This is a genomic window from Streptomyces sp. NPDC017529 (assembly GCF_044329785.1).
In the GTDB taxonomy this organism is placed as follows: domain Bacteria; phylum Actinomycetota; class Actinomycetes; order Streptomycetales; family Streptomycetaceae; genus Streptomyces.
Genome location: NZ_JBIRJY010000002.1, coordinates 287,565 through 307,807 on the forward strand (window position 1 = coordinate 287,565; position 20,243 = coordinate 307,807).

General features: G+C 66.6%; 14 protein-coding genes, 1 tRNA gene and 1 pseudogene. 13 read left to right on the forward strand and 3 right to left on the reverse strand.

What is annotated here, in order from left to right:
• The first annotated feature begins 103 nt into the window (after window positions 1–103).
• The 3 genes from ACH4K4_RS04985 (at window position 104) to ACH4K4_RS04995 (ending at window position 1,627) form a co-directional block, all read left to right on the forward strand.
• Window positions 104–280: a hypothetical protein gene (locus ACH4K4_RS04985; protein WP_398164886.1), complete on the forward strand. Its 177-nt coding sequence runs from the start codon at window positions 104–106 to the stop codon at window positions 278–280.
• Window positions 281–552: 272 nt separating this feature from the next.
• Entirely contained in the window at window positions 553–849 is a 297-nt protein-coding gene (locus ACH4K4_RS04990) for a type II toxin-antitoxin system VapB family antitoxin (RefSeq protein ID WP_003986294.1), read from the forward strand.
• Window positions 850–982: 133 nt separating this feature from the next.
• Window positions 983–1,627, forward strand: a complete 645-nt coding sequence (locus ACH4K4_RS04995) for a LytR C-terminal domain-containing protein (RefSeq protein WP_398164888.1) — start codon at window positions 983–985, stop codon at window positions 1,625–1,627.
• An 81-nt stretch (window positions 1,628–1,708) separates the two neighbouring features.
• On the opposite strand, the gene upp is transcribed toward ACH4K4_RS04995, so the two are convergent.
• The gene (upp, locus tag ACH4K4_RS05000) at window positions 1,709–2,344 is read right to left on the reverse strand and encodes a uracil phosphoribosyltransferase (protein WP_003986292.1); all 636 of its coding nucleotides are present in this window, start codon (window positions 2,342–2,344) and stop codon (window positions 1,709–1,711) included.
• A gap of 538 nt (window positions 2,345–2,882) precedes the next feature.
• Between upp and ACH4K4_RS05005 the strand changes: the two genes are divergently transcribed.
• The 4 genes from ACH4K4_RS05005 (at window position 2,883) to ACH4K4_RS05020 (ending at window position 4,496) form a co-directional block, all read left to right on the forward strand.
• The gene (locus ACH4K4_RS05005) at window positions 2,883–3,074 is read left to right on the forward strand and encodes a hypothetical protein (protein ID WP_398165405.1); all 192 of its coding nucleotides are present in this window, start codon (window positions 2,883–2,885) and stop codon (window positions 3,072–3,074) included.
• Between the two features lie 199 nt (window positions 3,075–3,273).
• Complete coding sequence (locus ACH4K4_RS05010) at window positions 3,274–3,816, forward strand: hypothetical protein (protein ID WP_398165407.1); 543 nt, start codon at window positions 3,274–3,276, stop codon at window positions 3,814–3,816.
• A 24-nt stretch (window positions 3,817–3,840) separates the two neighbouring features.
• Complete coding sequence (gene tadA, locus ACH4K4_RS05015; RefSeq protein ID WP_398164890.1) at window positions 3,841–4,341, forward strand: tRNA adenosine(34) deaminase TadA; 501 nt, start codon at window positions 3,841–3,843, stop codon at window positions 4,339–4,341.
• Window positions 4,342–4,409: 68 nt separating this feature from the next.
• A tRNA-Ser gene (locus tag ACH4K4_RS05020) sits at window positions 4,410–4,496 on the forward strand.
• Window positions 4,497–5,385: 889 nt separating this feature from the next.
• Here ACH4K4_RS05020 and ACH4K4_RS05025 read toward each other — a convergent pair.
• Window positions 5,386–5,911 (reverse strand): annotated as a pseudogene (locus ACH4K4_RS05025) (restriction endonuclease); the annotation flags it as partial.
• A 281-nt stretch (window positions 5,912–6,192) separates the two neighbouring features.
• On the opposite strand from ACH4K4_RS05025, the gene ACH4K4_RS05030 reads away from it, so the two are divergent.
• From ACH4K4_RS05030 to ACH4K4_RS05055, 6 genes are all read left to right on the forward strand, one after another.
• A complete protein-coding gene (locus ACH4K4_RS05030) occupies window positions 6,193–9,639 on the forward strand; it encodes a helicase-related protein (RefSeq protein ID WP_398164891.1) in 3,447 nt (1,148 codons plus the stop codon).
• Window positions 9,636–12,377, forward strand: coding sequence for a DUF1156 domain-containing protein (locus ACH4K4_RS05035; protein WP_398164892.1), 2,742 nt, complete (start codon window positions 9,636–9,638; stop codon window positions 12,375–12,377). Before ACH4K4_RS05030 ends, ACH4K4_RS05035 begins: the two co-directional genes overlap by 4 nt.
• 33 nt (window positions 12,378–12,410) lie before the next feature.
• Entirely contained in the window at window positions 12,411–15,896 is a 3,486-nt protein-coding gene (locus ACH4K4_RS05040) for a DUF499 domain-containing protein (protein ID WP_398164894.1), read from the forward strand.
• A 132-nt stretch (window positions 15,897–16,028) separates the two neighbouring features.
• Window positions 16,029–16,994 carry a hypothetical protein gene (locus tag ACH4K4_RS05045; RefSeq protein WP_398164895.1) on the forward strand — a complete coding sequence of 322 codons (966 nt, stop codon included), beginning with the start codon at window positions 16,029–16,031 and terminating at the stop codon, window positions 16,992–16,994.
• A 135-nt stretch (window positions 16,995–17,129) separates the two neighbouring features.
• Entirely contained in the window at window positions 17,130–17,588 is a 459-nt protein-coding gene (locus tag ACH4K4_RS05050) for a hypothetical protein (RefSeq protein WP_398164896.1), read from the forward strand.
• A gap of 983 nt (window positions 17,589–18,571) precedes the next feature.
• Window positions 18,572–19,123 carry a hypothetical protein gene (locus ACH4K4_RS05055; RefSeq protein ID WP_398164898.1) on the forward strand — a complete coding sequence of 184 codons (552 nt, stop codon included), beginning with the start codon at window positions 18,572–18,574 and terminating at the stop codon, window positions 19,121–19,123.
• Between the two features lie 302 nt (window positions 19,124–19,425).
• On the opposite strand, the gene map is transcribed toward ACH4K4_RS05055, so the two are convergent.
• Window positions 19,426–20,199: a type I methionyl aminopeptidase gene (gene map / locus ACH4K4_RS05060; protein ID WP_398164900.1), complete on the reverse strand. Its 774-nt coding sequence runs from the start codon at window positions 20,197–20,199 to the stop codon at window positions 19,426–19,428.
• Between the last annotated feature and the right edge of the window lie 44 nt (window positions 20,200–20,243).

A 20,243-nucleotide genomic window follows, 5' to 3' on the forward strand; every position in this document is an offset into this window, starting at 1 on the left:
CGCGGAGAATTCTCCGACCCGTCGGCAACCCGCGCCGCTCCCGCACGTCGTGACGGGTGAGAGCGCCACCCGGCGCCGTCCCGACGAACGTGGAGCAGCCACCGTGAACGACTTCCGCACCTCCGCCTCGCACCGCCCGCACGCCACCGCTTCCCCGACCGCGCCCTCCGGCAGCGCCGGGCGTGGGGCCCGCAGCCGGGTACGCGGCGCCGCGACCGCCGGGCTGCTGGTGGCCGGGCGCCTTCCCCGACACGAGAGGACACGAGAGGACAAGCGGTGACACGTGGTCCCTCGTTCGTGTCGAATCCGCCCGTGCCGGGGCAGGCGCCCGGCCGTACCGGTATGACAAACCCGCCGGGCGCCCATTTCCGGACGTCCTCAGGTTCGCGTTGCGCCACTTTTCCCGGCTTCCCCGCACCGCCGCGGACAGCGCGTCCACCGTCGTCTGCACCCCGTTCCCGCCCCCGCACCTCCGGAATTGCGGGCGTTTGTCGTCTTCGCGCTCCTGCCGCATGGCTGCGCCCGGAGCCGATGGCCCGGTAGGCTTTCCGTGTGATCTTCAAGCGCATCGGAAATGGGCGGCCGTACCCGGACCACGGCCGGGAGAGCACCCGCCAGTGGGCGGATGTCGCCCCCCGTCCGGTACGCCTCGACCAGTTGGTGACGACCAAGCAGCAGCTCGACCTGGAGACGCTGCTCGCCGAGGACTCCACCTTCTACGGCGACCTCTTCGCGCACGTCGTGAAGTGGCAGGGCGACCTCTACCTGGAAGACGGGCTGCACCGCGCCGTGCGCGCGGCGCTCCAGCAGCGGCAGGTGCTGCACGCCCGCGTGCTGGAACTGGGCTGACGGCACCACCCGGACCTGCCGACACGGGCTCAATCCCCCGATAGGCGGATCGTATTGGCCCTTTCGAGTGGGTCTCGCGCCAGGCGTTGATCATTTAGTAGGAATGCGTCCTGACCCGCACTACGCTGCGGACATGAGCATGCTGACGCCCCCTGGCATGGGCGGTAAGAAGTACCGCATCACGGGCGACAGGTATCCGCGGATGCGCCGCCCCCGTCACCGCCGGCGGATCACCTTGCTGATCACCGCCGTCGTCTGCGCCCTCGCCCTGGCCGGGTGGGGCACGTTGCAGCTCATCGACGTCTTCGGCGGCAAGGGCGGCACGGCCCAGGCCGCGCAGGACAAGAAGAAATGCCCCACGGGCGGTACGGAACAGGCCGGCGCCCTGGCCTCCGGCACGGGCAAGCCGCTGCCCAGGCCCGCCGACATCACCGTCAACGTCTTCAACGCGACGGCCCGCTCGGGACTCGCCAAGTCGACGGCGGACGAGCTGAAGAAGCGCGGCTTCAAGGTCGGCAAGGTGGGCAACGCCCCGCCCGCCTACGACAAGAAGGTCAAGGGCACGGGCGTACTGCTGGGCGCCCAGCCGGCCGCCGAGGGGGCCAAGAAGGTCCTGGGCACGCAGCTCGCGGGCGCGGAGCCGAAAGCCGACACCCGCAAGACCGGCGACGTCGACCTGATCATCGGCGACGCGTTCAAGGCCCTGGCCGACCCGGCCGCGGCACAGCGGTCCCTCGCCGCGCTGACGGCACCGTCCAAGACGAAACCGCGCTGCTAGACCGCGTCCCGGACGAGCGGCGGGCGGGGGCAGGCCGTTACTTCCCCGGTCTGCCGCCCGCCCGCCGTCCTTGCGCGCTTCTCAGCCTGCCGTGCCGTACATCCGGTCGCCCGCGTCGCCCAGGCCGGGGACGATGTAGCGGTCGGGGTTCAGGCACTCGTCCACGGCCGCCGTGACGACCGTCACCGGCGCGCCGGCCAGCTCGCGCTCCATGACCTCGACGCCCTCGGGCGCGGCCAGCAGGCAGATCGCGGTGACGTCGTCCGCGCCGCGGTTGATCAGCTCGCGGATCGCCGCGACCAGCGTGCCGCCGGTGGCCAGCATCGGGTCGACCACGTACACCTGGCGGCCCGAGAGGTCGTCCGGCATGCGCGTGGCGTACGTGTGGGCCTCGTAGGTCTCCTCGTTGCGGACCATGCCCATGAAGCCGACCTCGGCCGTGGGCAGCAGCCGGACCATGCCGTCCAGCATGCCCAGCCCGGCGCGCAGGATCGGCACGACCAGCGGGCGGGGGTGGGACAGCCGCACTCCGGTGGTCGCCGTCACCGGGGTGTCGATGTCGACCTGCTCGGTCCGCACATCGCGGGTGGCCTCGTACGCGAGCAGGGTCACCAGCTCGTCGGCGAGGCGCCGGAAGGTCGGGGAATCGGTGCGCTTGTCGCGCAGGGTAGTGAGTTTGTGCGCCACCAGCGGGTGGTCGACGACGTGGATCCGCATGACATCGACAGTAGCCGAGGTCCGGGGCGCCGGTGCCCGCCCGTGTGCGCCGGGCGGTCCGCGAGCGGTTTTGGCCCCGTTGGCATCGAACCACCGGTCCGGGGGAAAGTGGGCACAAACGCCCGGTGTGTCGTACCGGCGCCGGGCATGGACTCGTCCCAAGGCGGTGTGCGGCGTGCCCGACGGGAATGGGAGCAAGAGCGGAAACGGAAGCGCGAGCAGGAACCGGACCGCCAGGGCGGCCGGGAGCAGAACCGCGCGATCGGCCGGCAAGGCGGCAGGGAAGGCCGCGGGCAAGACCACGTCCAGGGCCCAGCGGGGCGGTGCGGCGGGCGGCGAGCACCGGACCGCGAACACGGCGGGCGGCGGCAGCAGCCGCGGCGGTATCGGCGCGCCGGGCAGCCGCCCGGGCGACGCGATGGACGCCAAGGTCGCCGATCTCTTCGGCGCCGGCCCCACTCCGCCGCCGGGCACCGCACGGGCCGTGGGCCGCGGGCGGCCCCCGGCGCCCCTCTCTCCGGAGTCCGCCGCCGATCCCCTGTCCCCCGAGGAGCTCCCCGACGACGGGGGCGCGACCGGCGAGGAGAACGACGCGGCGCGCCGGCGCCGGCGCGCCCAGTTCCTGCGTGACCTCAACGAGGCCAAGGAGCTGCGCGATCGCGTCCAGCCGCGCCGCGCCCGGGCGGCCCGGATGCGGCAGGCCATGAGAATGCGCACGTTCCGCTGGTAGCCGAACGCCTCTCACGCCACATCAGCACCTCTCGTCCCACTAAACGTGAGCCACATCTCTCGGAACGCCCGCACGACGCAACGCCGAAGACCCCGCGCAATCGCGTTGTTTCTGCCACGATTCCGATGGGCGGGGACTTACGGCGCCATGGCGCCGTCCCGTCCGACCCGGCACGCCTATGACCAGTGGGAGAGTCACGGTGTACTTCGCCGCACTGCTCGCGCGCACCGAAGACGGGTGGGAAGCGAGCGACACGGAGCTCGACAATGTGGAGAACCTGACCGATCTGGCCGACCTGGCCCGAGAGGCCTCGGTCGAAGACGACACGGTGGTGGCGTACATCGAGCAGGAAGGCACGTGGTTCGGCGTCGTCCGCGTGGACGGCGAGGACGATCCGCGCATCTTCCTCTCGAACGCCGCCGCCGCTGCCCGCAGCTCGTACGGTGCGATGCTCACCGACGAACTGCTCGGCCGCGACGAGGAGAGCACGGAAGACCTCGACAGCCTCGACCTGGACGGCACGGAGGACGGCGAGCCCGAACCGGCGGACGGCGGAACCGAGGGCGAGGAGACGGCCGCGGCCGACGCCACGCCCGCGCCGCCACCCGGCCCGCTGGGCGACCCGCGCCTGCTGGACGACCTGGGCATCGGCGAGAAGGAGCTGCTGGCTCTCGACACCGACGCGCTGTCCGAGATCGCCGACGCCCTCGGCTGCACGGACGTCCTGGAGGCCGTGAGGTAACGCCCGTCACGGACACTGGGAGGCATGACCGCCTCCATGCCCGACCCCCTCCACACCCCGGCGCCCGACCCGCTGCGCGATCCCTGGACCGCGGCCATGCGAAGGGCGCTGGACGAGGCCGCCCTGGCCCCCGGGACCGGAGACGTCCCGGTGGGCGCCGTCGTGCTGTCCGCCGACGGCACCGTGCTCGGTACCGGCCGCAACGAACGCGAGGCGACCGGCGACCCGACCGCGCACGCGGAGGTGCTCGCCATCAGGGAGGCCGCCCGCGCCGTCGGGGCCTGGCGGCTGACCGGCTGCACGCTCGTCGTCACCCTGGAGCCGTGCACGATGTGCGCGGGCGCCATCGTGCTGTCCCGGCTCGACCGCGTCGTCTACGGCGCCGCCGACGAGAAGGCGGGCGCGGCCGGCTCCCTCTGGGACGTCGTACGCGACCGCCGCCTCAACCACCGCCCCGAGGTGATCACCGACGTCCTCGCCACCCCCTGCGCCGACCTGCTGACCACCTTCTTCCGCTCCCGCTGACCCCCGCACGCCCCCGCCACCGGATACCGATTTCGGCGTACGGCCCCCCGTGGGCTAGAGTTCCTCTCGGTAGCGTGTCCGAGCGGCCGAAGGAGCGCGCCTCGAAAGCGCGTGAGGGGGCAACCTCTCCGTGGGTTCAAATCCCACCGCTACCGCTTGTAACACCCCTCTGATCTGCGGAAACGCGGTCAGGGGGGTGTTTTGCGTGTTGCACGTGCAACACGGCGGTGTTGCACGTGCAACACGCGTACGCCGGATGGACACCGCGTCCCTTGAGAAATCGGGGCCTCGCACCGTGTCCTCCGTGGGATCTGGTCCCACAGATCCCGTAGGAGGCCTCCCGCCCGGCGACCGGCCGCTGACGTCGCCAACCGCTAGTGACGTTTGTCAGAGGGTCAGTCCGGCGAATTGATCTCCGCGTACAGGGGGTTCGGCTCCATGCAGTACAACGCGTAAATGCCGCTGCCATACAGCGGTGGGACATCTGCAAGGGGCAACCGGTGCACAGGTCATGAGCTGTGCCTCCATACTCCGCCCCAGGTTCTTCGGATTCAGCGGGTTGTAGGGCGAGGGACGCTGGGAGGTCACGTCCACGGACGTGGTGTTTGCTGAGGATGTGAGGGTTGCCGGGGCGGCCCCCCGCATGGCTCAGTGTCATCCGGGCTGGACTGATGTGCTGGATAGGCATTCGGTGAGTGGTGCGTGTGATGAGGCGGATGGCACCTGGGATGTGGGGCTTACCTGCCAGACCGTGGTGCGCGCGGTGCCGTTGGTGTCCTGCGAGGCGCACGGCACGGCGCTGTCGACGAGGGCCTTGCGCACCGTCAGCGGGTCGGGACGTTCGCCCTGGGTGAGCTGGAGGCTGAGCAGCAGTGCGGCGATGCCGGCGGTGATGGGGGGATGGAGCAGCTGGCTCCTTTGTAGACAATCACTTGTCCGTCCTCGGGGAGCCAGACGGTGGCCACCTCGACGAGTCCGGAGCCGTCGAAGCAAGGGTGTATGCGGTCCACGCCGCCGTCCACCAGGGCGACCCGCACCTACGGGTCGCCGGTGGTGCGCCGACGGCAGGTAGACCGCATCGGCCAGCACGGCCAAGTCCAGGCCGACGGCGTCGCAGATGGCTGCCTCCAGGGCCGGGGTGAAGTGCTGCTTCAACAACAAGCGGGCGGCCGCCGCGAGCGTGCCCGGGGCGGCGATCAGCCTCTCCGCTTCCCAGCCGCAGCCGACCGTGGGCACCGCGAGCGCGCAGCCAGTTGCCGCGCTCGGGGGCGTCGGGGCCGAGGTCATCCCCTTCTCCGTCCTGGAGGTCCCACAGAGTCCGCTCCAGGTGCACGAACGGCATCGCTGCCCGTCCGCGACCCGCGATGGACTCGTTACCGCGGGCCCGAAGTCATTGATCAAGCGGCTGACGGGCTCCTACGCCTTGTCGTACGTCACCGCGGTGCTGCCCGATGCCCCGAACCGCCCCTGCAGCCAGAGCGCCAGCAGCGGCTTGTGCGGGGCTGCGGCGGTTGCCTATCTGCGCCCGCCGCAGCCCGGACAGCGCCCTTATCAGGTCGTCATGCCTCACGGGGACACCTTGTCACCAAGCGTCTGCCGCCGGGCGGTGCGACCCAGAGATGAGGAGAACCCAACCCTGGCGCATGCAGAGAGGGGTGTACGAGACTGGGGTGCTGTCATGTTCCGTCAGGATTGCGGCATCATGGGGCCTTCGATCAATTGATAAACCATGGGTGCCGCGTTGGCGGAGGCAGGGGGTAGATGATGTGTGGCCGAAACGGCCTTCGTCTCCAGGACCTCGCGCCCGGTAAGGCAGTCTGCGGCATAGTCCCCGGGGCAGATGTGGTCGTCGTGGCCCTCAAGATGTTCGGCGACTCTGCTGCGCAAGTCACCTACCGGCGCCCCAACGGTGGCGTCGAAGAGACGATCCTTTACCAAGAGCACGCTGACCGTCTCTCACTGGCTACAACTGCTGCCGGCCAGCGCGCCTTTGACGCCGATCCTGAGCTGTTCCGTTTGGCCGCTGAGGCATTACGTATCCGCAGGGCTGCGCGGGGCGATGCCATGCTGGCCGTCTCGACCAGCGTGCTCGACCCGCTGCCGCACCAGATCCAGGCCGTCTACAACGAGCTCCTCCCGCGGACGCCGCTGCGTTTTCTCCTGGCTGACGACCCAGGTGCGGGGAAGACAATCATGGCTGGGCTGTACATCAAGGAACTGGCCCTGCGCGGAGACCTGGACCGCTGCCTGATCGTGGCCCCTGGCGGCCTGGTCGAGCAGTGGCAGGACGAGCTCATGGAGAAGTTCGGGCTCGACTTCACGCTGCTCACCAAGCAACTCGTCGACTCCACCATCGACGGCAACGTCTTCGACAAGCACCCACGACTCATCGCTCGCATGGACGCCCTCGCTCGCTCCGAGGAGCTACAAGGCCGCTTGATTGAGTCAGCGTGGGACCTGGCCATCGTTGATGAGGCGCATCGCATGAGCGCTAGCTACTTCGGCGGGGAGCTCAAGACCACGAAGCGGTACGAACTCGGACGTCTACTCGGTCGCATCACTAGGCATCTCCTGCTGATGACCGCTACCCCGCACGCGGGCAAGGAAGAGGACTTCCAGCTATTCATGGCGCTGCTGGACGGCGACCGCTTCGCCGGTAAGTACCGCGTGGGCGTTCACCAGCATGACGCCTCAGGACTGATGCGCCGCATGGTCAAGGAGGACCTGCTCACCTTCGACGGCAGGAAACTCTTCCCGGAGCGGCGCGCCTATACCGTGCCGTATGAGCTTTCGCCGGCCGAACAGCAGCTGTACGAGCGGGTCACGGAGTACGTACGGGAGGAGATGAACCGCGCAGAGCGGCTCGACGGCCGTCGCGGTAATCAGGTCGGTTTCGCTCTGACTGTGCTGCAGCGCCGCCTGGCCTCCAGCCCGGAGGCGATCGGCAAGTCGCTGGAGCGCCGCCGTCGGAGGCTCGAGGCCAGGCGGGAGGAACTGCTCGCCGCGAAACTTGACGCCGACTTAGGAATTGGCCAGGCCGAGCCTGTGCCAGTTGCGCCGATGGATTCCCCTGAACTGACCGGTGAGTTGGACGACCTCTCCGGTGAGGAACTGGAGAACCTGGAGGAGGAAGTCGTCGACTCCGCTTCGGCGGCGCTGACCATAGCCGAGCTGGAACAGGAGATCGACAGTCTGCGGGACCTGGAACGGCTGTCCATCCGTGTCCTGGCTCTCGGTGAGGATCGAAAGTGGTTAGAGCTTTCGGCCCTGCTACGGGACAACGAGCACATGCGCGATGGAGAAGGGCGCCACCGCAAGCTCATTGTGTTCACCGAACACCGCGACACCCTCGATTACCTGTCCCGTCGCATCGGGGGACTGACCGGGCACCCAGAAGCCATCGTGGCCATCCATGGCGGTACGCCGCGCCAGCAGCGCCGTGACATCCGGGACGCCTTCAACCAGAACCCTGACGTCCGCGTGCTGCTCGCCACGGACGCTGCTGGCGAGGGCCTCAACCTCCAGCGCGCGCACCTCATGGTCAACTATGACCTCCCGTGGAACCCCAACCGCATTGAGCAGCGCTTCGGCCGCATTCACCGCATCGGACAGACCGAGGTCTGCCACCTGTGGAACCTCGTCGCCGACAACACCCGTGAAGGCCAGGTCTTCCAGCGCCTCCTGGATAAGATCGAGCTGCAGAGCCGCGCCTACCAGGGCAAGGTCTACAACGTCCTCGGCGAGATCTTCGATGGCGAGCCATTACGTGAGCTGCTGGTCAGGGCCATTCGCTATGGGGATCAGCCCGAGGTGAAAGCCCAGCTTGACCGGGTCATCGACGCACGCGTCGGTGAGCGTGCCGTCGAACTGATCAAGGGGCTCGCCCTCGATGCCCAGGTGATGGGTATCGAAGACGTACACAAGGTGCGGCTGCGCATGGAGGAAGCGCAGGCCAGGCGCCTTCATCCGCACTACATACAGGCGTTCTTCCGGGATGCCTTCGCTCGGCTGGGTGGCCATCTGAAGTCCCGCGAGGGCGGCCGCTTCGAGATCACCCATGTACCGGCGGCACTGCGCGAAACGGGCCGGCACGGGAGCGGTCTTGGCGGCATCGTGCAGCGCAAGTATGAGCGGGTCTGCTTCGACCGCGACCGCATCACGCTGTCCGGCAAACCGCGGGCTGATCTCATCGCGCCAGGGCAACCCCTCTTCGAAGCCGTGCTGAACGAGATCGCCAACCAGCATGGAGATCTACTCAAGAAGGGGGCCGTCCTGGTCGACGCGGCCGATCCTGGCGACCAGCCCCGACTGCTCGTCGCACTGTCCCAAGAGATCGTGGACGGCCACCGGCGTCCCGTGGACCGCGCTTTCGCCTTCACTGAACTGCTGCCCGACGGAACGGCGCGGCACGCGGGGCCAGCTCCGTATCTCGACTATCGGCCGCCGGCCCCGGCGGAGAGGAAGGCAGCGAAAACGCTGCTGGACGAGGATTGGCTGGCTAGTGACGGCGGAAGCACGCGCGGACTGGCTTGGGCAGTGCAGGAGGCAGTGCCCGACCATCTCAACGTGGTCCAGGAGCGGCTATTTCCGGTCGTAGAACGTACGCGGACACAGGTTGAGCAGCGCTTGAAGCAGGAGATTAGCTACTGGCATGCCCAAGCTGGCAAGCTCGAACAGGACCTGGCGGAGGGGAAAAAGGTCCGCCACCGTCCGGAGAAGGCGCGGGCTTGGGCAGAGGAACTCGAAGCGCGGCGCACCCAGCGGCTTGCCGACCTGGACAAGGACGCGTCTCTGCAACCTCGGCCCCCAGTCGTCGCGGGCCATGCCCTCGTGGTACCGGTGGGCTGGCTGGCCAAGGCTCTGGTAGAGGCTCCGGACGACACCGACATTGCGCCGCTGCACGCCACGGACGGCTACGAGACCGATCGCCGCGCCGTCGCCGCGGTGCTCCGCGCGGAGAAGTCTTTGGGGCGCATCCCGGAGGAGATGGCGCACAGCAACCCCGGCTATGACATCCGCTCGCTGACGCTGGACGGCCATCTCATCCATATCGAGGTCAAGGGCCGCCGTCTGGGAGCGGAGGAGTTCTACATCAGCCGCAATGAGGTGCTCGTCGCCAAGAACCGCGGTGCTCAGCACCGACTTGCCCTCGTCGCCGTCCACCCGGACGGGCCGGAACATGACGCGGTGCGGTACGTGGTGGGTGCCTTCGACGACACCGAGTTCGGAGATCTGAAAGCAGAGGGGCTGCTGCTGTCGTGGCAGGACGCCTGGACGAAGGGAGGGGCTCCACTGTGAGTACCGGGACGGACAACGAGCCGACGCGTAGACGGAAGCTCATCGAGGTGGCCCTACCGACGGAGGCCATCAGCAGGGCGAGCAAGGCAGACAAGGACCGCAAGGTCGGCACCATCAAGAACATCCACAAGTGGTTCGCGCCTATGCCGACCCCGGCCTGGCGAGCGCTGCTGTTTGCCGCAGTCGTGGACGACCCAGACGACGACGAGAAGCGGGCCGAGCTGCTCGGCATCATCGAGGGCCTTGTCCCGGAGAAGGGCACCGCGCCGACGGCTGGCGCCTTGAAGAAGGCGAAGGCCGTACTGGCCGAGCAGGAGCAAAAACTCCCCACTGTGCTCGATCCTTTCTGTGGCGGCGGGTCGACCCTGGTTGAGGCCCAACGGCTAGGCTTCCCGACTCTCGCGAGTGACCTGAATCCGGTACCAGCGCTGGTAACCAGGGTTGAGACGCAGTTGATACCTGCCGTCCTCGGTAAGCCCGCGGTCTCCGGCTCCGACGGAGGCTTTGAGGCCACAGGCTTCGATCCCATAGCAGGGCTCCTGACTGACATCAAGCATTACGCGAAGCGCGTCGAGGACAAGGTCAGAAGCAAGGTTGGAAAGCTATACGAGCCGGTGAAGGGCTGCGAGGTCGTCGCATGGCTCTGGGCGAGGACCGTGCCTTGCGTCAATCCCGCCTGCGGCGTGCTCGTTCCTCTGTACAGCTCGCCCTGGCTGAGCAAGCAGAAGGGACGCGAGGCGTGGCTGAAGCCCGTCCTGGAGGACGGGCGTGTGCGCTTCGAAATTGGCAGGGGGCTGAGCACTAAGGTGCCGGAGGCCACTAAGCGATCCGGTCGTGGGAAGTTCATCTGCTTGGCTTGCAGCACTGAGATCAACGAGGCGTATATACGCAAGGCCGGGACCGCCGGGCGTATGAGTATGCAGATGTTGGCGATTGCCGCGGACAACGAATCAGGGCGGCACTTTCTTCCTGAGCCGGAGGGGAGCCGGGCGGCGAGCGCCTCCCTGCCCGATGATGTGCCGGAGCTTGAGTTTGCGGATAACTCGAAGCAGTTCAGTACGAAGCTGTACGGCTTGCGGCGCCAGGCGGACATCTACACTGCTCGACAGCTTCATGTGTTGGGAGCTTTCGCAGATGCGATCGCCGAGGTGCCGGAGTGGGTGCGACAAGATGGTGGTGATCGCCATCAGGCAACGGCCATCGCGTCCGTTCTTGCTATCTGTGTGAGCAAGCTGGCCCAGGCCAACTCTTCTCAAACTCGGTGGCGCCTGGACTCTCGAAACGGTGCAGCGAAGGCTGAACCTGGCTTTGGACGTCAGGCCATCGCAATGACGTGGGACTTTGCCGAGACCAACCCAATCGGTGAGTCGGTTGGAAGCTGGAACGGGCAAGTCGCGAGTGTGATCAGTGGGTTCGGAGCTTTGCCTCGCGAGGCAACCCGCGGCTCGACGGTTCAAGCTGATGCTCGCAGAGCTGGCGCCCTCCTCCCGCGCCATAGCGCCCTAATAGCCACCGATCCGCCCTATTTTGCCCAGATTCCATACGCGGATCTGAGTGACTACTTCTACGTATGGCTTCGACGCGCGGCCAGAGACCTGCACCCCGACCTGTTCGGCACCATGGCCACCCCGAAGACCGACGAACTGATCGCGAACCCCTACCGTCACGGCGGCCCTGACAAGGCACGCCAACACTTCATTGACGGATTCTCGGAGGTCTTCTCCTCTCTCAAGGGGACGTCCAGACCAGACCTTCCGCTCATCGTCATCTACGCCCATCGGCAGGAAGAGATCAGAGACGGGGAGCTGACCTCTTCCGCGTGGGACGCGCTGCTCGAGGCAATGTTGGCGGCCGGCCTGAGCATCGTCGGTACGTGGCCACTGCACGCGACTAACAGCACGCGTCAGATCGGGCAGGGCGCCAACTCCCTCGCCTCGTACGTGGTGATGGTCTGTCGCCCCCGCGTTGCTGAAGCGGGCTCCATCGACCGGCGCGGCTTTCTCTCGGCCCTCCGCCGCGAACTCCCTGGCCGGATCAAACCGCTCCAGCAGAGCTCCATCCCGGCCGTCGACCTGGCTCAGGCCGCGATCGGCCCCGGGATGGAGATCTTCTCCCGGTACGCCAAGGTGACCGAGGCCGATGGTTCGCCTATGCGAGTCCGAGCCGCCTTGTCGGAGATCAATAAGACGTTGGACGAGCTCCTCTCGGAGTACGAGGACGACTTCGACGCGGAGACTCGCTGGTGCATCAAGTGGTTCGAGGACTACCAGTGGGGCACCGCTGATTCCGGTGAGGCCGACAAGCGGGCCAATCGGTACAACACCTCCGTCCCCAGTCTGGTGCACGCAGGCGTGGTCAAGTCGGTTGCCGGACTCACTGAGTTGATCAAGCCTGCTGATCTGCCCGCAAACTTCGACCCTGCCTCCGATGACCAGCTCACTGTCTGGGAAGTGGCGATGCACCTCTCCCGGCTGCTTGAGGGCAAGGGTGCGAACTCCGGCATCGACGGGGCAGGGAGGTTCTTGGCCCGGGCTCGTAGCCAAGCAGTGGTGGAACAAGACTCCGTCAGAGGGCTCGCGTACCTGTTGCACAGCGTCGCCGAGCAACGCGGCTGGACCGAGAGCCAACGGTGGTTCAACAACCTCGTCAGCTCGTGGCCGGATGTGCAGGCTGCCGCCACAGCCGCCGAGAGGCGGGGTATCAACTCCGGAGAGTCCGGAGACGGCAGGCTGTTCTGACCGGAGGCAGCACCGCAGGGCAAGGGGGCGGGCATGCAGGACGACACATCGGCGCATGGCACGGACCAGCCGGACGCCGCGATGACAGACGAACGGACAACGGAGACGATGGCCCTCACCAACCGCAAGCGTATCGAGCACGTGCTCAAGCTGCTGCCGCCCGGCCTGCTGCCCTTGGTGGAACGGGAAATGACCCGCCGACAGGGCGAGACTTGGTTCGACGATGCGGCAGCAGAGGCGCGGGGCAAGGGGCTGAATCTCGAGTCGAAGCTGGATGCTCAGTTTCTCCTGAACCTTGTACAGCGCTACTGGACGCCGTACTTCCGGCACTTGCTGCCAGCCTCGGCCCGGAACTACCTGGGTGAGTTGAGCGACGTACGCGACAAGTCGGTGGACGAGGAGACCTTCAACGACGACGACACGGGCCGGGCCCTGGACACTGCCGAGCGCTTGCTCGTAGTTGTCGGGGCCGACACCGAACTCGTCGATAAGGCCCGTAAGATTCGGCTTGAGCACCAGCGGGTCGTCATAGAGGCAGAGACCAAGCTGGCGACGCGCAAAGCGGCCGCCATGCCCACCGTCTCGGCAGAGGGCCTCAAGCCATGGCGTGAGGTGCTCGTACCCCACCTTGACGTCGCGCAAGGCCATTTCAACGCCTCTGAGTACGCGGCCAACCTTGCGCATGTCGTCAGCGGCGAGGGGGCGCCGGAGTACACGGACCCAGTGGAGTTCTTCCACCGCACCTATCTCACCGAGGGACTGCGGGACTTGCTCAGCAGGTCACTGCTCCGAATATCGGGCGACAATAACGCCTCGCCGACGGTGAACCTGCAGACGAACTTCGGTGGCGGCAAGACGCACTCGATGCTGGCTCTGTACCACCTCTACTCACCTGGCTTGCGGCGTGAGCAGCTGCCGCAGGAAATGCAGGAGCTGCTCGCCGCCGCTCCGCTCGGGTTGCCGAGTCAGGAGGTGCGACGGGCGGTCTTCGTCGGTTCGGCTGCGGCTGCCGGGCAGCCGTCGGAGAAATCCGACGGAACCAAGGTCAATACGATGTGGGGTGAGCTCGCCTGGGCGCTGGGCGGCCGTCGGGCGTACGACGCCATCGCCGAGGCGGACCGGAGCCGGACCAGCCCCGGCTCCGAACTGCTCCAGGAGCTACTGACCGCGTTCTCGCCATGTCTGATCCTCATCGACGAGTGGGTGGTCTACGCCCGGCAGCTGGTCAACAACGACGATCTACCAGCCGGCACCTTTGAAACCCACTTTTCGTTCGCGCAGTCGCTGACCGAGGCGGTGGAGGCGGTGAGCGGTGCACAGCTCGTCCTCTCCATCCCGGCCTCTGACCAAGACAAAGTGAGTGAGGCCGACGACAACGAGATCGGAGGCCCGGCTGGACACGTGGCCCTGGACCGGCTGCAGAGCGTGATTCACCGTAAGGCGGACTCGTGGCGGCCCGCGAGCGCGGACGAGTCCTTCGAGATCGTGCGCCGTCGCCTCTTCGAAGCCCCGAGCGGCACTACGCAGGCGGAGATCAACAAGGTTGCGAAGATCTTCAGCCAGTTCTACGCCTCGCACAAGTCGGATTTCCCGGTGGGTGCCGACAGCACGGAATACGAGGCGCGGATGCGGGCGACGTACCCCATCCATCCTGAGCTGTTTGCACGGCTGTACGAGGACTGGTCGACCCTGGAGAGGTTCCAGCGCACCCGTGGCGTACTGCGGTTGATGAGTGGCGTGATCCATGTGTTGTGGAACAGCCAGAGCCAGAGCCCCGTGATCATGCCGGGGGACATTCCGCTGGACAACCAGCTCGTCACCAGCGAGCTCACCCATTACCTCGAGGACCGCTGGAAGCCGATCATCGACACGGATGTCGACGGGCCGGGCTCGACGCCTGTCGAGGTAGACAAGGAAAAGACGTATCTGGGGCAGCGCGCCGTGAGCCGCCGCATCGCCCGTACGGTCTTCATGGGGTCTGCCGCCACGCTCAAGGCGGCCAAGAAGGGGTTGGCCGAGCCGTACATCCGGCTCGGTATGGCGATGCCTGGCGACACCATGGGCAACTTCCGAACCGCTCTCAACGCTCTGGCTGACCGCTCCACGCACCTGTACAGCGATGTCGACCGCTACTGGTTCGACACCCAGGCGAACATCACCCGAACCGCCAAGGACTGGGCGGACCGTCTCATCGGCCGGGACGAGGAGGTCTGGGCGGAGATCGTCCGCAGGCTCAGCCCGATTCAGTACCGGAGCGGGGATTTCGATGCTGTGCACATCGCCCCGCAGCACACCAAGAACATCCCGGACCGGGATTCCGCCCGACTGGTGCTGCTCCACCCTCAGTACACCCACCGCGGCGGCAGGTCCGGCACGGACACCCCGGCGCAGGAGTTCGCCGCTCAGGCGCTGAGTCAGCACGACACTGCCCAGCGCAAGCACCGCAACATGCTGGTGTTCCTGGCACCGGACAAGAGGGCCGTGAGTGAACTCATGGAGGCAGTACGGGAGTTCCTGGGCTGGCAGCAGGTCCTGGAACGGCACCTTGAACTCGACCTCTCGGAGAGCCAGCGCCGCCAGGCCCAGACCCGGCGTGACCAGGCCGACGAGAAGGTTGTGCTGCGTATCGGCGAGACGTACCAGTGGCTCCTTGTCCCCGAGCAGGGCGAGGAGACCAGCGCCCAGGTCACATGGGAGACCAAGAAGGCCGAAACCGGCCGTGCCGAAGACATGGCGGTCCGTGCGGCCGACCGGCTCAAACGGGACGGGCAGCTGAACCTTCAGCAGGCGCCCGCAGTGCTCCATCAAAAACTCGTCGGTCCGCTGGCGGACCGAATCTGGAATCCGGACGGGCACATCGCCGTAGGCGTCCTCTGGGCGCTGCACGCCGAGTACTCCTACTTGAACCGCCTGGTGAACCGGTCGGTCCTGGTGCAGGGCATCGAAGACGTCCTGAATCTGTGGAACTGGGAAGAGGAGGGCTTCGCCCTGGCCACGGGATGGGATGAAGCCACCGGTCGCTATCAGGGGCTTGTGCTGCCTGGTGGCAACAGCGCCTTCGGGCAGGTCACCGACACCACGCTTCTTGTACGTCCGGACAAGGCGCTCGCTCAACGCCGGCGGGAAGAAGAAGCGGCGTCTCGGAAGCGTGAGGCCGTCGCCGTGCCCGCTCCGCATGACGGCGCAACCACCGTGTCGGTGAACGCGACGGAGACGTCTGAGACTGCCGAGTCAGCAGCGGCCGTCGGCGAATCGTCCAGGACATCCGAGCAACCGGTCATCCCCCACGTACCGACCCGTTTCTACGCGAACGCGCAGCTCACACCAGAGCAGTACAGCAAGAACGCCACCAAGTACGTCTTCGAGATCCTGCAGCACCTCGATCTCATCGGCGCCGAGGTCGAGGTCACCTTCGAGATCCACGCCAAGCGTCCCGGCGGGTTCCCAGAGGACAAGGTAAGGATCCTCAGGGAGAACGCCAACATCCTCAAGCTGCAAGCGGAGTTCGAAGCCGAATAGTAGGCGCTGCTGCGGTGGGGTTCGCCCGGTCATGGTTCCGGCTGGGCCCCGCCTCGGTGCCGTGACGAGCTCCGTCACATGTGCAGTGCACCCGTTACGCTGAGACGCGAACATCGCTACAGGGGGAGCGGTATGACCGCACGGAACCGCGACAGGACGGTCCACTTCTATCAGGTCGCCGATGCCAAGGAGCCGGACGTACCGCCTCTGAACCGTCAGGACTGGGGCGTCCTGCTGGGCCGCTTGCGTGACCTGCCGTTGGGAGAGCGCACGGTGGGTTCGGGTGGTGAGACGCTCATCGGCGCGGTTGACCCGAATCAGCCGGCCCCGCACCTACTACTGGCGAAGGTCCGTAAGGACCACCCCCAGCAGATTAACTTCGATGACGGCTCCTTCAGCCAGCTTCAACTCGCCGCCAATCAAGGCCTGGTCGACGTCACTACTGTCTACTTTCTTTCCTTCGGCAACGTTATGGCGACGATGGGGGGAGGGATCTCGGCACCCCGGGTGAGCGCCATCCAGCGTTGGTTCAACAGCATGCAGTTCGTCCGGGAGGAGGTGCAGTTGCGTCCTGTCGTCGACGGCCGGTCACGGGAGAAGCTCGCCCGCGCCACCGCGGTGGACAAGCTCACCATTCGGCTTCAGCCCGAGCCCCACGACAGCCCGACGGCCCTACGCAGTAGCGCGGACCTGGGCGACGCTCTGGGCAACCTGCACGAGAAGTATCCCGACATGGCAATCACACTGACGCTGGAAGTTCCCAAGAAGCGCAGCCGGTTCTCCCTGCGGCGTCGCTCGCGCGGACAGCAGCGGCTGCTGGACTCGACCACGGCCCTCGCACGGGACATCGGTGACTGGCTCGACAATACCGACGCGGTGCACACGGCCAGGGCCGAGGCGCACATCGACGATTGGAACCAGCAGTCGACGGACGAGAAGATCGACTTTGTCGCCGAGCGCATCACCGCGAAGTGCCTGGTACCGGTGGAAGCGACTGACGGACATTCGGTGAACCTCCATGTGGCATTGACTGAATTGGCGCGTGTGGCGCATGAGCAGGAACGGGTCCTGAGGGCCGCTGTCGGTGCCGACGTCTAGGCTGTTCGGCGACAAGGGGAAGTGCTTCTACTGGTCGCGCAGGGGGGGTTCCCGATGCCGGGGGCAGGGCTGGGGCCACGGTGGCTCTTCAACAGGTGGCTCGCCAGACCGGCTTGTGACTGGCTGATTGCGATCGTGCTCGTCGGGCTGCACTTCAGCTGGGTCCGAGCGACCGGCGGCGGTGACATCCTTGGGAACCCAGGGCGTGAGCAACGCCTGGGGATCTACACCACGGGTGCCACGGTCGTCGCCATCACCGGAAGTTTTTTCACTGCGGCTATCGCCCAATACGCCGCGGCATCCGGGAGACGCATGCGGGTGCTGCGTACGACCGGACACTTGGGCTCCCAGTTCCGCCGGAACTGGGTCAGCATTCTGTCTGCCACACTCTTGATCGCCGGGGCCTGCCTACTCGCGACGGCTCTGGACGTGACGGAGACGGACCCTGGCGGTGTCCACTGGCTGGTGGAGGGAGCGCTGGTGCTCGGTGTGGCGCGTTCGTACCGGCTCTTGTGGCTGCTCAACGCAGTCATCCTGGCGACGGACAAGGACCTGGCCGATCCGACTCCGGAGCCTCAGCGGATACAGACATGATTGTCACAAACGGGGGACTGACCATTTCTTGGCCTTCGGATCCGAAGGAACCGTGTTCGAGTCCAGCGAGGGGATGTCGACGAGGAGGAGGTCGTCGCGGCGGGTGGCCAGGTCGATCAGGTCGGGGTAGAAGCCGTGCAGCGAGGTTCACAACTGTCGCGCTGGCTCGAAGCTCTGCTTCGCCGCCGAGATCCGGAGTGCTCAGCGCGCCTCGGGTCTCGTGTTGCACGTGCAACACGAGACCCATTGAGCAAGACCCGACATCATCCAGCAGCATCGAATCAGCATGCTTCATCCGCTTCTCAGGAAAAACCGCAGGTGAGAAGCGTCATCTTGACGGGTTCAAATCCCACCGCTACCGCTTGTAACACCCCTCTGATCTGCGGAGACGCGATCAGGGGGGTGTTTTGCGTGGGGCTGGCGTGACGTCGCTTCGGGGTGTTCGCGGTGGTCGTGCGGGGCAGTCTGGGGTGTAGATCGTCCGGCGGGGTGGTGTTACGGGTTCCCGCCCGTCGTCGCCGGTGCCGCTTCTACGATCCGGCGCACGACGGGCCCCGAGGTGCTGGAGCGGATCACCGCGCGACGTGCGGGGCTGGACGGACTACACAGCGCACGTGAAGCGCGTGGAAGCGTCCACGAACCCGCCCTCACATACTTACGCGAGCGGAATTGGAGAATAACCGTCTCGACCACCTCTCGGGAATTTTCGCGGAGATGGACGATGAACGCCGTGAAGAATCTCGAAGAGGCTCACGACATGGTTTAGCGTTCCGCCCCATCCGGCTCGGCTTCCGAAGCCTCGCTGGTGCTTCCGGCGGCCGGTACGGGGGTGGCGGGCCAGGGGTAGCCCCGAGGCTTGATCCACAAGGTAGTAACGTAAAGCCGTTTTCGGGCCCTCGGCCCCGGTACCGCATCGTGGGGGAGAAGAATTGCGTTTCGCTGGCAAGGCCGTTACGGCGTCTCTCGTCGCCGCCGTACTCTCCGTGTCTCTGACGGCGTGCGACAGCGCCGACGAGAAGGCAAAGGAGACTGTCGAGCCCGTCGAGTCTTCGTCACATTCCCCGAAGGCGGGGGCCAAGGCGCAGGACAAGGAGCCGCCCAAGCCGAAAAAGGTGGCCGATCCCGAGAAGATCATCGCGTCCATGAAGGCGTTCGACAAGGAAACCTGCTCGATGGACCAGGGGACTGCGTGTGACGAGGACCTCGGCGAAGTCGCTGAACTGGGCCAGCCCGCCACCTACGACCCCCGGAAGTACACCAAGTCGTTCACGTTCGAGGGCGGCGTGCTGAAGGTGAGCACCTCGCTTCCTTCCGGTGCCACGAAGGCGAACATGGAACTGGCCGACATAGCGGGTTTCCACTATGGCTCCGCCTACGAGTGGTCGGCGACGATGCCCAAGGAGCACCGGAAGAACATCAAGGCCGTCGAGGCAGTGGAGATCGTCCTCGACAACGGTCTGACGGGTGATCGGTGTGAGGCCGGTGACGAGGGCGCCGTCCCACGGTGCCGGAAGATCCGTAACGCGTTCCAGTAGGGCACGCTGGATCAGACAGCCAGGTCTCTACCGTTCGTCGTCCTAGGTCAGAGGGCATGGCAACTCGGGATTGGCACGGTTCGGCGAGCAGGTCACCGGGGCCGCCGGCAGGAACAGGGCTTCTCGGAGGTAGAACCAGAGGGCGACATCCTCCGCGAGGCCACCGCCAAAGGTCGTATTCCGGTTCACTCATTTAGAGCCGCTGAACACACCCCCCTGATTGCGGAAACGCGATCAGGGGGATGTTTTGCGTGGGGCATGTGCAGCACGGTGGGCGAGAGCTACCGGGCTCCCGAGGCGCTTCACGGCGAGGGCAGGGTGAGTATTTCGGCTCCGTCGTCGGTGATGGCGATGGTGTGCTCGCTGTGCGCGGTCCGGCAGCCCGTCGCGCTGCGCAGCGTCCAACCGTCGGCGTCGGTGACGAGAGTGGCGGTGTCGGCCATGACCCAGGGCTCCAGGGCGAGCAGCAGTCCGGGGCGCAGCTTGTAACCGCGGCCGGGCCGCCCGGTGTTCGCGACGTGCGGGTCCTGGTGCATGGTCGAGCCGATGCCGTGGCCTCCGAACTCGGTGTTGATGGGGTAGCCCGCCTCGCTGAGGACCGTGCCGATGGCGTGGGAGAGGTCGCCGATGCGGGCCCCGGGCCGGGCGGCGGCGATGCCGGCGGCGAGTGCGCGTTCGGTCGTCTCGATCATCGCGACGCTCTCCGCCGGCCTGGCCTTGCCCACCAGAAAGCTGATCGCGGCGTCCGCGGCCACCCCGCCCTTGGACACGGCGAGGTCGAGAGTCAGCAGATCCCCGTCCGCAAGCGTGTAGTTGTGCGGCCGCCCGTGGAGCACTCCGTCGTTGACGGCCGTGCAGATGTAGTGCCCGAACGGGCCGCGCCCGAAGGAAGGCGCGTAGTCGACGTAGCAGGACTGCGCTCCCGCCTCGGTGATCATCTCCTTGGCCCACTGGTCGATGTCCAGCAGATTCGTCCCGACCGTGCTGCGCTGCTTCAGCGTGTGCAGGATGCCTCCGACCAGGGCACCGGCGGCCCTCGCCCGATCGAGCCGCGCGGAGTTCAAGATCTCAATCATGGGGCCCCTCATGTGCGTCCAATAACTATCCCGGTCAAACTATA